Source organism: Rhodococcus sp. YH3-3 (genome assembly GCF_001653035.1).
Taxonomy (GTDB): domain Bacteria; phylum Actinomycetota; class Actinomycetes; order Mycobacteriales; family Mycobacteriaceae; genus Rhodococcus_F; species Rhodococcus_F qingshengii.
In genome coordinates, this window is the sequence record NZ_BCWH01000002.1 from 401,096 (window position 1) to 413,205 (window position 12,110).

A 12,110-nucleotide genomic window follows, 5' to 3' on the forward strand; every position below is an offset into this window, starting at 1 on the left:
TGCAGTTCAGCCGCCTTGACTCAGTTCGCTGAAGATCAGGTTGGTCTGGGTATTGGCGATGGCCGGATCGTTGAGGTGCGCGCTGACGAAATCGCGAAGCCGAGTGGGGGATTCACACGACACGTGCACCAGGAGATCACGGTCCCCACTCATCAGGAACACTCGCTGAACGGAATCCAATCCGCTCAGGTGCTCGGCAATTTCCGTCATCCGACTTCTGGCGTGGGAGTGAATCAGAATCGACACCATCGCCGAGATCTCGAGGCCGAGTAGCTCGAGGTCTATGTCTGCGTGAAACCCCTTGATGACGCCCGATTCGCGTAGAGCGCGCATCCGCGCCAGAGCGGTCGACGGCGCTATCCCGACCTTCTCGGCGAGTGCGTTGTTGGGGATGCGTGCATCCCGGACGAGTTCGCGGAGAATCGCCGTATCGACGTCGTCGAGCCGAACATGATTCGGCCGAGCTGCGGCAGCTGCCCGTTCGATCGCATTTATCATCCGATTTCTCCCTGCCGTCGCGAAAATATTCAGCATCTATTGACCGCGCCCGTCGATGATCCTAGCTTTTGCCAAACACATCGAATTATCAAACGGTCGAGATCTACACAGTCGACTGTTGCGACGAAGGGGTCTGGATGCTTCCGAGGATCGGCCGACACGCGGGCGACGGACACACGGGCGACTGGAGGGCGCGGTTGATCGACATCAGCCCGCCGATCTCCGAATCGACGCCCGTGTGGCCAGGCGATACCGCCTTCACCCGCGATGTCACGTCCGACCTCGGCGGCAGTGACGCCGTCACCATCAACCGAATCACCACCACTCCGCATATCGGTGCTCACGCCGATGCACCGGCGCACACTCGCATCGACGGCGCGACCATTGGTTCCGTTCCCCTCGAGCCCTATCTCGGCGAAGCACTGGTGGTCGACATGACGGGGGTCGACGGTGCCGCCTGCATCAGGCCCGTCGAAGAGACGGTGGAGCGACTCGGCGGCCATCTGCCGCAACGGCTGATTCTGAGGACGTACCCGAAGTACCCACGCGAGTGGGACAACGACTTCGCCGGTGTTTCTCCGGAGCTGACCCACTGGTTCGCCGACCGCGGTGGAGTTCTGATCGGAATCGACGGCGCCTCGTTCGATCCGATGGACAGCAAGACCATGGACGGGCACCACGCGGCAAGCGATCGTAGCGTCGCGATCCTCGAAGGACTTTGCCTCGACGACGTCGACGAAGGCTACTACGAGTTGATCGCACTGCCGCTGAAGTTCCTCGACCTCGATGCCAGCCCGGTACGGGCCGTGCTCCGGACTCTGCCTTCATCACCCTCAACGCCGACACATGCAGGAGAAGAATCGTCATGACATCGACAGCCACACTTTCGTTGGAAGACTGCGTCAAGGCCGACGCAGTGGATCCCCTGAGGGAGTTCCGCCGCGAGTTCGCGATTCCGGAGGGCGTTCTCTACTTCGACGGAAACTCGCTCGGCGCGCGTCCCATTGCCGCGCAGGAATGCGCCGCGAGAGTGATCGGCGACGAGTGGGGCAACGGCTTGGTTCGCAGTTGGAACGAGGCTGGATGGTTCGACCTCCCGGTCCGCCTCGGTGACAAACTTGCCCCGTTGCTGGGAGCAGGTGAAGGCGAAGTGGTAGTGACGGATTCGACGTCGATCAACCTGTTCAAGGCATTGGCCTCTGCGCTGTCCATCGCGGCTGCTCAGGATCCCAGCCGGAAGGTGATCGTCTCCGAGCGCGACAATTTCCCCACTGACCTCTACATTGCGGAGGGCATCATCTCGCTGCTCGATCAGGGATACGAACTACGCCTGATCGACCAACCGGGCGACCTCACCGAAGCAGTAGGACCGGACACCGCCGTAGTGATGTTGTCGCACGTCAACTACCGCACCGGAAACCTGTATGCGATGACGGAAGTCACTGCAGCAGTGCAGGAACGTGGCGCCCTCATGATCTGGGATCTCGCACACTCGGCCGGCGCCGTCACTGTCGATCTGAGCGGTGCCGACGCCGACTTCGCGGTCGGGTGTACGTACAAGTACCTCAACGGTGGTCCGGGTTCGCCTGCATTCATCTGGGTCAACCGTCGCCATCAGAACACCGGAATCCAGCCGTTGTCCGGGTGGTGGGGGCACGCGCGACCGTTCGCGATGGAGTCGGCCTACGAACCCGGCGCAGGAATACGGCGCTTTCTGAGTGGTACTCAGCCCATCACGTCGTTGTCTCTCGTCGAGTGTGGTCTTGACGTCGCGCTCAAAGCTGACATGGCCGACATCCGCAGCAAGTCGCTCGCGCTGGCCGATCTCTTCATAGACCTCGTCGAGGAGCGTTGCGCTGATTACGGTTTGCAGTTGATCACGCCGCGCGAACACGAGCGTCGTGGATCGCACGTGAGTTTTGTTCATCCCGAGGGCTATTCGATCATGAAGGCTCTCATCGCGCGGGGCGTCATCGGCGACTACCGCGAACCCGGAGTGCTGAGGTTCGGCATCACTCCGCTCTATCTCGGATACGCCGACGTGTGGAACGCCGTCGACGTGTTGCGAGACATCCTCGAGAACAAGTCCTGGGATCGCCCCGAATTCCGCGAGCGCGACGCAGTCACCTGATTCTTCCAAGTTTCCGCGGACCGGGAGGTACCGCCTTTCGCAAGGAGCTTTCATGAGTGATTTCAAAAACATTCAGCAGCGAGAATCAGGTCTCAAACGCGAACTCGGCCCCAAGCAGATGAGCATGATCGCGCTCGGCGGTGCAATCGGCACCGGACTCTTCCTCGGCAGTAAGTTCGCCATCGGATTTGCCGGCCCGAGCGTCATCATCAGTTACGCGATCGGCGGGTTGATCGCCCTCCTGCTGATGGGTGCCCTTGCCGAAATGACTGTTGCACATGCGACATCAGGTTCGTTCGGTGCGTACGCAGAATTCTACGTCGGACCGTTGATCGGCTTCCTCGTTCGCTATCTCTACTGGTCATGCATCGTCCTCGCGGTCGGGACCGAGGTCACCGCGATCGGTGAATACATGCAGTTCTGGTTCGCCGACGTACCGTCGTGGCTGTGGATCGTGTTGTTCTCCGGAGTGCTGATCGGCGTGAACATGTTCAACGTCAAGGCCTTCGGAACGATGGAGTACTGGTTCTCGACGATCAAGGTCTTCGCGATCGTGGCGTTCATCGTGATGGCAGCGTACGTCGTGTTCGGTAGCGGAAACCCGGACTACGGATTTCACAATTACACGGCCGGTGGCGGATTCTTTCCGAATGGTTTGTCCGGCATGTGGTTTGCCGTGATTGTATCGATCTTCAGCTACTTGAGCATCGAGATGATCGCCATTGCGGCCGGTGAGGCGGAAAACCCCGCGGTGGCGGTGAAGAAGGCATTCCGTGTGACGATCGTCCGACTGTTCGTCTTCTACATCGCAACCCTTGCTTTGATTCTGGCAATCGCTCCGATGGACAAGATATTGAGTGGCGGAAGCCCTTTCGTTACGGTGATGCAGGTTGTGAAGATTCCGGGCGCAGACAGTGTGCTGAACTTCGTGGTGATCATTGCCGCGCTGTCCGCGATGAACAGTCAGCTGTACGTGTCTTCGCGAATGATGTTCTCGCTCTCCCGTGCTGGTGACGCGCCGGCCATTCTCGGCAAGGTCAGGGCCAACGGCTCACCGGTCAATGCCTTGCTGCTGTCGACGTCGGGTATCGCCGTCGCAACCATCGTCTACGTGCTCTTTCCCGAGCAGGCATTCACCTTGATGATCTCGCTGTCGATGTTCGGGGCGATGGCGACGTGGCTGCTGATCTTCGTGACGCACTGGTTCTTTCGCAAGCGGATGGCAAGCGAAGGACGAACCCTCTCGTTCACGATTCCGTTCTTCCCGGTGGGGACGATACTGGGTGGTGTCCTCATGGTCGCGATCCTCGTCACGACATTGTGGGTCGAGGATTTCAAGATGACCTTGGTGTTCGGGGTGCCGTTTGTTCTTGCCGTGATCGGCATCTACTGCTTCACCCGATCACGTCGGGCGCAGAGTCGAGCGGTAACGGCTGAACAGGTTCAGGACGAGATCACCGGCACGGTGGTCAAGCGGGTTCCCTGACTTACATTGGCAATCACAGGGTTTCGGCGAAAAACTCCATAGTGCGGGTCCAGGCGAGGGCAGCAGAATCCGGGGCGTAGTGGCTGGCCGAAGTGTCGTTGTTGAACGCGTGGCCGGCGTCGGCATAGCGGTACACCCGGGCGAGATCGGACGCGGTTGCGCGCAATTGCTCGACGCTCTCCGGCGGGATACTCGGATCGAGGTCGCCGTAGTGACCGAGCCACGGGACCTGCAGTTGCGCTGCAAGTTCGGTGCCTGCGGCAATCCCATCCCATCGGGCTTCTGCAACGCCGCCACCGTAGTACGTGACAGCGGAATCGACGAGGGGTACGGCGGCACACCACAGGGATGCGGTGCCGCCCATGCAGAATCCGAGGGAGCCGACTTTGTCTGCTCCCTCGGATCGGCTGTAGTCGACGGCGGCACGTACGTCGTGGCCGATGCTTGTGCCGTCGAGTGCCATGAGCGCATCCTTCGCGGACGGGAAGTCGGTGAAGGAGGTCTGTGCGCCGCGATGGTAGAGATGCGGGGCGACGGCAAGGTAGCCGCCATCGGCGAGACGCTCGAGGATGCTCTCGATGTGCTTGTTCACGCCCCACGCTTCTTGGAGAACCACAACCGCATGCTTCGGTTCTCCTGGCGAATCCGGTCGGCTGACGGTCAGCGGCACGTCGTGTGTGGTCGTCGTGAAAGTTCCCATATCCAGACTGTAGGCGAGCCCAGACTGTAGACGGACCGTCGAATTAGACTCGTCAAATGTTGAGTTCCGCCGTACAGCCGATCATCTTGGGCAGTTGGCCGACGCCCGTCGAACCTCTGGCGCGTTGCGCGCAGGCACTCGGATTGGGGCCGGAAGACCTGTGGATCAAACGTGACGACGTCACCGGCCTGGGCGGTGGCGGCAACAAGATCCGAAAGCTGCAGTACACCTGCGCTCAGGCTTTGGCCGTCGGCGCGACGACACTGATCACTACCGGTGCACCGCAAAGCAATCACGCTCGCTTGACTGCGTCGGCAGCAGCCCGTTTGGGATTGCGTTGTGTGCTGGTGCTCGGTGGTGCCGAGCCGGAATCCGCGCAGGGAAATCTCGTTCTGGATGCACTCGCGGGCGCTGAGATCGTCTGGGCCGGTGGGGACACGGCATCCGCGCTCCACGCCGCGGTGCAGGCCGTCGCGGACTCGGGCGGTGTACCTTTTGTCATTCCCTTCGGTGGTACCAGCGCGGTGGCTGCGCAGGGATACGTGGACTGCGCACGCGAGATCGAACAGCAACTCTCCGGCGTCGATCGCGTCGTGGTTGCACTCGGATCGGGTGGAACGATGGCAGGCCTTGTCGCGCATCTGGGCGTCGACAGAGTTGTGGGCGTCGACGTCGGGGCTGTTGCCGACCCGGTGTCGACTGTCTCTGGGTTGTTGGACGAGATGCCTGGTCCGACCGTGCGAGCCGCAGATCTTCAGATCCTGCGAAACCAAGTTGGACAAGGATATTCGACGCTCACGGAAGCATCAGCCGGCGCGATCCGATGTTTGGCTCGTACTGAGGGCATCTTCCTCGACCCGACGTACACCGGCCGAGCCTTTGCGGGATTGATCCAACTCGTGAAGGACAAAGCCATCACGGCGGGATCAAAAACGGTCTTCCTGCACACCGGTGGGTTGCCTGGCCTGTTCGGACATCCCGAACTGTCGACGCTGCGGTGAGCGAGCAGATCGACTACCCGCTCAGCAGTCCGCTCGACGAACTGTCCGAGTGGCAACGCGTAGTGCGACCGCTGCGCGTCAGTGCCGACGGGTATCTGCGTTTGGCGACCAATCGGCTGTCAGTCGACTCCGACTACACCTGGGAGATGCACCGCCACAGCGATCACGAATTGCTGTGGGCGATCGACGGTGTTCTCGAGGTCCGTACTCCGGAGACTGTGTACACGGTGCCGAGCGGGGTCAGTCTGTGGATCCCGTCCTATGTTCCCCACGAGGTGACGGCGCGTAGCGGCACAGAATTGTCGTGCACGTGGTTGGTGGCATCCGATGTGACCGGGTTGGATCGTGTGGTGGCCTTGTCCACCCCTCCACTGCTCGAACAAGTACTCGATCACCTCACCCGAGACGACTTGACGGACGCGGCGCGTCGGCGAGCCGAGGCGTTTGCCATCGATCTCGTCGAACCCGTTCCACGACTGATTTTCGATGTACCGCTGCCGACGACGCCGTGGCTTCGGCAGATCGCAGACCAGTTGGTTGCCAGCCCGGCCGACACCCGATCGGTCGAGGAGTGGGCCACCGACGCAAAAGTCAGTACGAGGACTCTCACACGACGGTTTCCGGCCGAGACCGGATTGACCTTCTCGGAATGGCGTATGCGATTGCGGGCTCATCACGCGATGCAACTTCTGGCACTCGGTCGAAGCATCTCGTTTGTGGCGCGGAAGACGGGTTTTCGTTCCGAAAGCGCGTTCGGTGCGGCTTTTCGTCGAACGATGGGCGTGACACCGGGGGAGTTTGCAAGCCTGATCGATCATCCGCGCGCGCCAATGACCGATTGGCTACAGGACTAGTCCGAACAGCGACTCAAAGCATCTCGATCGGACTTGTGCCGTGCCGCAGAATGAACTTAGGGTTGGCTAAACAATCACCCTGTAGGAGTTCTGCGTGCGCGCAATTCGATCATTTTCTTTCGGTTCCAGAGTCATTGCAGCGGCGGCGGTTGCCGTCGTAGGTGCGATGGTGGTGACCGGCTGTTCCTCGTCGTCGGCCGACTCCGAGCAGACGGACGTCCGGACCGTCGCGTCGGCGTACGGGGACATCGAGGTTCCGGTTTCACCTGAGCGCGTCGTCGCCGCGTCGTACGACACTCCTTGGCAGCTCATGTCCCTCGGAGTGAAACCGGCTGCTGTGCAGGACTACGGCAAGTGGATCAGTGAATTCACGCCGGAGCAGCAGGCCTTCGTCGACGGGCTCCCGACCATCGGGCCTTTCGGGGAAATGAACTTCGAAGCGATCGCTGCGGCGGATCCCGACATCATTGTCGGCGACGCCGACGAGGTGGACCAAGCGGCGTTCGACCGTCTGTCCGGCATTGCACCCACCGTCATCGTCAAGGGAGAGAGCCGAGGCGACTGGAAGAAGATCACCACCGAGCTTGCTGAGGCAATTGGCAAGACCGACGTGCTCGAGTCGACGCGGACTGCTTACGAAGAGAATCTCGAACGTGTCCGTGGCGAGTACGCCGACGTGATCGCGACCAACAAGTGGATTCACATTTCACTCGGAGACGCGCCCGGCGCTTTCTCGGTTCAGCAGCCCACCGGTGCGATCGGCAATTTGGTGGTCAACGAACTCGGATTGGCGTACGGGCCCGGTGTTCCGACCAATTACACCGATGCCGGATACGCGTCCTATCCGATGGAGCAGTTGGCCGACATCCTGAACGGCGTGACGGTCGTGCTGTATCCGCTGAACGCGGACGGGTCGACCAGTGCGGCGGTTCAGGCGGTCCTCGACGACAACCTCTTCACGAGGCTGCCGGCGGCGCAGGCCGGGCACGTCTTCGGATTGCAGTCGAGCGTCACAGACTTCGTGACTGCGAACGGTTGGCTGAACGAAGTGAAAACGAAGGTGTTTGCAACGCTCTGACGCTTGCTCACCTTTTCACTGCGTGCCCGCAACTGACCAGTTGAGGGCGCGCAGTCTTTTTGGTCGCCACTACGAGCGGAAATCCTGTCCTCTGCTTATGATTTCTGTCACTGCCGGTTACCGTTACTTCGACGAGGGCGACGCGGTTCGACCTTGCCTTGGCAGGGATCATCGATCCTCGGCGACGTGCGGAGGTGGTCGCCATCCCCGCAGATCCGTGGGGTATTTTGTCCGTATCTACTGTCGGGGTGAGCAGTGATGTGCGGGGGAGTTTCTGGTGAGTACAAGCGCTCGTGCCGTCTTTCGAGCAGGGCGCTCTGGATTTCGGGACCATACCCGTCCGGGCATTAGTTCTGGTTTGCTGAGCGTGAACGGTGCGTGGGGCGAATCGTTCGAGGGGACGAAAGGCGAGATCGGCGAATGACAGCGACTTCCGACGCACGGCGTACCGAATCGAACGCTGTCCAGAACACCGACTCGCCGTCCGGCGAAAATCCGCGCTGGCGCGACCGCAAGAGGTACCTGTGGCCGCTCGGATTGCTGATTCCACTCAGCCCGTTCATCTCCTGGTTTCTCGTCGACAACCTTCGTCTCGGATTGTTCTGGGCGACCGGCGCGTGGCTACTGGTCATCGTCATCCCGATCATCGACATGCTGGCCGGTGAAGACGGCGAAAGTCCGCCGGACGATGCGATCCCACGACTGCAGAAGGACCGCTACTACCGCTGGTGCACTTACGCGTTCCTCCCCTTGCAATACGCCGGTCTGGTCTTCGCCTGCTGGTGCTGGATCAACGCTCCGATGGGAATCGCGGAGAAGATCGCGATGTCGTTCACGGTGGGCGTCGTCGCCGGCGTCGGTATCAACGCGGCCCACGAGCTCGGCCACAAGAGCGAGAAGATCGAACAGTGGCTCGCGAAAGTGGCGCTTGCGCAATCTCTCTACGGGCACTTCTACGTGGAACACAATTTCGGCCACCATGTGCGTGTAGCTACTCCGCAGGACCCGGCCAGCTCACGGTTCGGTGAGAGCTTCTGGAGGTTCTTGCCACGAAGTGTGTTCGGCGGGCTGCGTTCGGCATGGCGCATCGAGAGCGCTCGACTCCAGAGGAAAGGCAAACGAACCTGGAGCTTCGAGAACAATATTCTCAACGCTTGGGCGATGAGTGTTGTCCTCTTCGCGACGCTGATCGGTATCTTCGGTTGGGAGGTCGCGCCCTGGCTCCTGCTGCAGGCAGTTGCCGGATTCACCTTCCTCGAAGCCGCGAACTACCTCGAGCATTACGGCCTGCTGCGTGGCAAGCGTGCCGACGGCTCGTACGTTCGCTGCAGCCCCGCTGACAGTTGGAACAGCGATCACGTCGTGAGCAATCTGTTTCTCTACCAACTGCAGCGGCACAGCGATCACCACGCCAACCCGAAGCTGCGGTACCAAAGTCTGCGTAGCGCGGCCGAAGCGCCGCAACTTCCGGCCGGCTACGCAGTGATGATCGTGATCGCGTGGATTCCACCGCTGTGGCGCCGGGTGATGGATCAGAGATTGTTGGACTACTACGACGGCGACACAGAACGAATCAACGTCGGCTGATCCGCATCCCTCTCTGAACTGTTCGGAGTTGCCGTCTCAGCGACCGTCGTCCCACACGGTGTTGCCGCTTGCAGTCGTCGACGGGTAGTCCTGGACGGCGTCCCAATGCTCGACGATTTTGCCGTTCTCGTCGAATCGGAAGATGTCCATCGAGCCGCTGCCGGCCGTTCCCTCACCGGACGAAGCGAAGGTCTGAACAAAGACGAAGTCGCCCTCGGCTACCGTCCGTGGAAACTTGGTGGCCTTGTCTTCGGTAACGGGTTCGATCCCGGCCAGTGCGGTGACAAATGCGTCCTTGCCGTCAGCGAACGAGGGGTTGTGCTGCGTGTAGGTCGGACCGACCAGCTGGTCGGCAGCCTCGGCGGCTTTGCCTTCGTTGAAGGCGAGCTGCAGGAACGTCAACGCGTTGGCCGTGTTGCGCTCCAAGACTTCTGACGACTTGGACGGCGACGAGGTGGGTCCGTCGAACATCGTGTTCGGATTCGCGGACGTTTCCGGCACGTCTTGAATGGCATCCCAGTGTTCGACGATCTTGCCGTTGTCGACGCGGAAGATGTCGAATACCGCCTGGCCGCGGTCGCCGGGTGCAGACGTGGTGTGGGACTGGAGGGCAACCAGATCGCCCTCGGCGAAAACGCGAGTGATCTCGGCATGCAATCCGGGTGTGGCCTCGACGTAACCGCCTATGCCGCTGACAAATCCGGCTGCCCCATCGGCGGCGGTGGGGTTGTGCTGGATGTAGACGTCGCCAAGGTACCGGTCGGCGGCTTGCTGAACCTGACGGCCGTTGAACGCCAGTTCGTAGAAGTCCGTGACGACGGTCTTGTTGGATTCGAGTTGATCGCCCTGTTCGGCAACAACGCTCGTGGACGTCGTAGAACTGCTGGGCGTTGCGGATTCCGCGTCGTTGGAGCACGCGGTGAGCAGGAGTGCGGCGGCAGCGGGAACAGTCATCCAGGCTGCGCGCCTACGAAGGTTGCTCATATTCAGTGTGCGACGGTGAAACGCTGGCGACGGTGGGCCGGAGTCTCGATCTCGTCGACAAAAGCGTGTGCGTAGTCTTCGCCCGCGATGGCGGAGTTGCCCTCGGCGTCCGTCAGGAGAATGTCGCCACCCAACTGGAACGATCCCTTCGGGGCGACGCCGGCATGGGCACCGAACGCAGCGGCCGGGCTCACGTAGAACCAGTCGACATTGCTGTCGGTCGCGCGGAGCGCATCGAGGACGTCGGCGTGAGCGAGTGCCTCACCCTTGTATGCGTCCGGGAAGTCGGGGGTGTCGACGACGCGTGGCCCACCCTCGGAGACCAACAGGCTGCCGGCGCCACCGACTACGGCAATGCGAGCACCGTTGCGTGCGGCGGCATCTGCGAGGGGAGTGACGGCGTCGAGCAGGCGCTTGCCGTCGATCTCGCGAGCGGGGATGGCAACGACAACGACGTCGTTGTCTGCCGTGATCTGCTCCACGATCGTGTTGTCGTGAACAGAACCCTGCACGACATTCGTGTCGGTTCCGGACTGCGCGCTGCGAGCGACGACGGTTACCTCGTGGCCGCGTGAAGCGGCTTCTTTCGCGATTGCGCTTCCTGCAAAACCGTTTCCACCGAATACTGCGATCTTCGACATGGGGTGTGCCTTTCCTTGATGTCGTCGTTGTGCTTGTAGTAGTAAATTTATTCACCCCGAGGTGCATTGTCTCGGTCAGATGCGGGCATTCCTTGGTGAAAAACAGACATCATGATGACGATGGGCCGACTGCTTCGGGTCGACGTTGCGAACCGTAGGGTTGGTACATGACTCTCACCGCCGACAACAATGCAGGTCCAGTGGCAATCGAGCGCTCGGACGTCGAAGCTGCGCGGACTCGTATCGCGGGACTGGCGCGGCGTACTCCGATCTTTCGCACTGCGCTACCGACGCCACAGGGTGAGGTACCGGTTCTGTTCAAGCTCGAGTACCTCCAGCACGGCGGTTCCTTCAAAGTGCGCGGCAGTCTCAATGCAGTGGAACGAGCGGTCGCCGACGGCACCATGCCCGATGCCGGCGTGGTGATCGCGTCTGGCGGCAACGCTGCAATCGGGGCCGCGTGGGCAGCGCGGCGACGAGGACTCACCTGCACAGTGGTGGTGCCGGAGACAGCGCCTGATGCCAAGGTGAAGGCTCTCGGAGAGTTGGGTGCAACCGTTCACAAGGTAGGCGACCGGTATGCACTCGCTGCTGCCGCTGCGGCGGACATCGCACGCACCAGCGGTGCGCTCGAACTGCATGCCTACGACCTGCCCGACATCGTCAGTGGGGCCGGCACCATCGCTCTCGAGCTCGAAGACGACGCATCCGGACCGATTACGTATTGCGTTGCAGTCGGCGGCGGCGGATTGGTCTCTGGAATCGTCGCGGCGGCTCGTCCCGAAGATCACGTGGTAGCCGTCGAGCCGACCGGGGCTGCCACCTTGCGCACCTCGCTCGATGCGGGGCGTCCGGTGGATATCGAAGTAAACAGTATCGCCGGAGACTCGTTGGGGGCTACACGAATTGGTGCCATCGCCTGGGAGACACTGCATGAGAGTTCGGTAGACAGTGTTGTGGTCGAAGATGATTCGATCCGGCAAGCGCGGGCATTCCTGTGGCAGGAGTTCCGGATTCTGGTGGAGTTGGGAACCGCAGCAGCATTGGCTCCGGTTCTGAACGGAACGGTGTCGCCGCCGTCCGACGGTGAACTGTGCGTGGTTCTATGCGGAGCCAACACACATCCGACCGACCTGTAATTTCAGCGTAT

General features: G+C 61.2%; 12 protein-coding genes. 8 read left to right on the forward strand and 4 right to left on the reverse strand.

The genetic code is table 11. The features are described from left to right. Window positions 1-6: 6 nt before the first annotated feature. Window positions 7-498, reverse strand: coding sequence for an Lrp/AsnC family transcriptional regulator (locus tag YH3_RS14520; protein ID WP_007730865.1), 492 nt, complete (start codon window positions 496-498; stop codon window positions 7-9). A 137-nt stretch (window positions 499-635) separates the two neighbouring features. Between YH3_RS14520 and kynB the strand changes: the two genes are divergently transcribed. From kynB to YH3_RS14535, 3 genes are read left to right on the forward strand one after another with little or no spacing between them, the layout of a single operon-like run. After that, window positions 636-1,367 carry an arylformamidase gene (gene kynB / locus YH3_RS14525; RefSeq protein WP_064443627.1) on the forward strand — a complete coding sequence of 244 codons (732 nt, stop codon included), beginning with the start codon at window positions 636-638 and terminating at the stop codon, window positions 1,365-1,367. Beyond that, window positions 1,364-2,629, forward strand: coding sequence for a kynureninase (gene kynU / locus YH3_RS14530; protein WP_064443628.1), 1,266 nt, complete (start codon window positions 1,364-1,366; stop codon window positions 2,627-2,629). Before kynB ends, kynU begins: the two co-directional genes overlap by 4 nt. A 52-nt stretch (window positions 2,630-2,681) precedes the next feature. Next, entirely contained in the window at window positions 2,682-4,115 is a 1,434-nt protein-coding gene (locus tag YH3_RS14535; RefSeq protein WP_042921602.1) for an amino acid permease, read from the forward strand. Between the two features lie 13 nt (window positions 4,116-4,128). On the opposite strand, the gene YH3_RS14540 is transcribed toward YH3_RS14535, so the two are convergent. Continuing rightward, window positions 4,129-4,815, reverse strand: coding sequence for a dienelactone hydrolase family protein (locus YH3_RS14540; RefSeq protein WP_064443629.1), 687 nt, complete (start codon window positions 4,813-4,815; stop codon window positions 4,129-4,131). A 56-nt stretch (window positions 4,816-4,871) separates the two neighbouring features. Here YH3_RS14540 and YH3_RS14545 point away from each other — a divergent pair, with 56 nt between their 5' ends. The 4 genes from YH3_RS14545 to YH3_RS14560 all read left to right on the forward strand — a co-directional run bounded on the left by YH3_RS14545 (window position 4,872) and on the right by YH3_RS14560 (window position 9,335). Next, window positions 4,872-5,816, forward strand: coding sequence for a D-cysteine desulfhydrase family protein (locus YH3_RS14545; protein ID WP_064443630.1), 945 nt, complete (start codon window positions 4,872-4,874; stop codon window positions 5,814-5,816). After that, on the forward strand, window positions 5,813-6,670 hold the full coding sequence (locus tag YH3_RS14550) for an AraC family transcriptional regulator (protein ID WP_064443631.1): 858 nt from the start codon (window positions 5,813-5,815) through the stop codon (window positions 6,668-6,670). The genes YH3_RS14545 and YH3_RS14550 overlap by 4 nt, the downstream gene beginning before the upstream one ends. A gap of 94 nt (window positions 6,671-6,764) precedes the next feature. Beyond that, window positions 6,765-7,748 carry an ABC transporter substrate-binding protein gene (locus YH3_RS14555; RefSeq protein WP_030536016.1) on the forward strand — a complete coding sequence of 328 codons (984 nt, stop codon included), beginning with the start codon at window positions 6,765-6,767 and terminating at the stop codon, window positions 7,746-7,748. Window positions 7,749-8,168: 420 nt separating this feature from the next. Next, complete coding sequence (locus tag YH3_RS14560) at window positions 8,169-9,335, forward strand: alkane 1-monooxygenase (protein WP_030536015.1); 1,167 nt, start codon at window positions 8,169-8,171, stop codon at window positions 9,333-9,335. Window positions 9,336-9,371: 36 nt separating this feature from the next. Here the strand turns inward: YH3_RS14560 and YH3_RS14565 are convergent, their stop codons facing one another. Together YH3_RS14565 and YH3_RS14570 are read right to left on the reverse strand one after the other, a co-directional pair. After that, window positions 9,372-10,289 carry a nuclear transport factor 2 family protein gene (locus YH3_RS14565; protein WP_225320166.1) on the reverse strand — a complete coding sequence of 306 codons (918 nt, stop codon included), beginning with the start codon at window positions 10,287-10,289 and terminating at the stop codon, window positions 9,372-9,374. 32 nt (window positions 10,290-10,321) lie between these two features. After that, window positions 10,322-10,960, reverse strand: a complete 639-nt coding sequence (locus tag YH3_RS14570) for an NAD(P)-dependent oxidoreductase (protein WP_030536013.1) — start codon at window positions 10,958-10,960, stop codon at window positions 10,322-10,324. A 167-nt stretch (window positions 10,961-11,127) separates the two neighbouring features. Here YH3_RS14570 and YH3_RS14575 point away from each other — a divergent pair, with 167 nt between their 5' ends. Next, complete coding sequence (locus YH3_RS14575; RefSeq protein ID WP_064443632.1) at window positions 11,128-12,099, forward strand: serine/threonine dehydratase; 972 nt, start codon at window positions 11,128-11,130, stop codon at window positions 12,097-12,099. The last annotated feature ends 11 nt before the right edge of the window (window positions 12,100-12,110 follow it).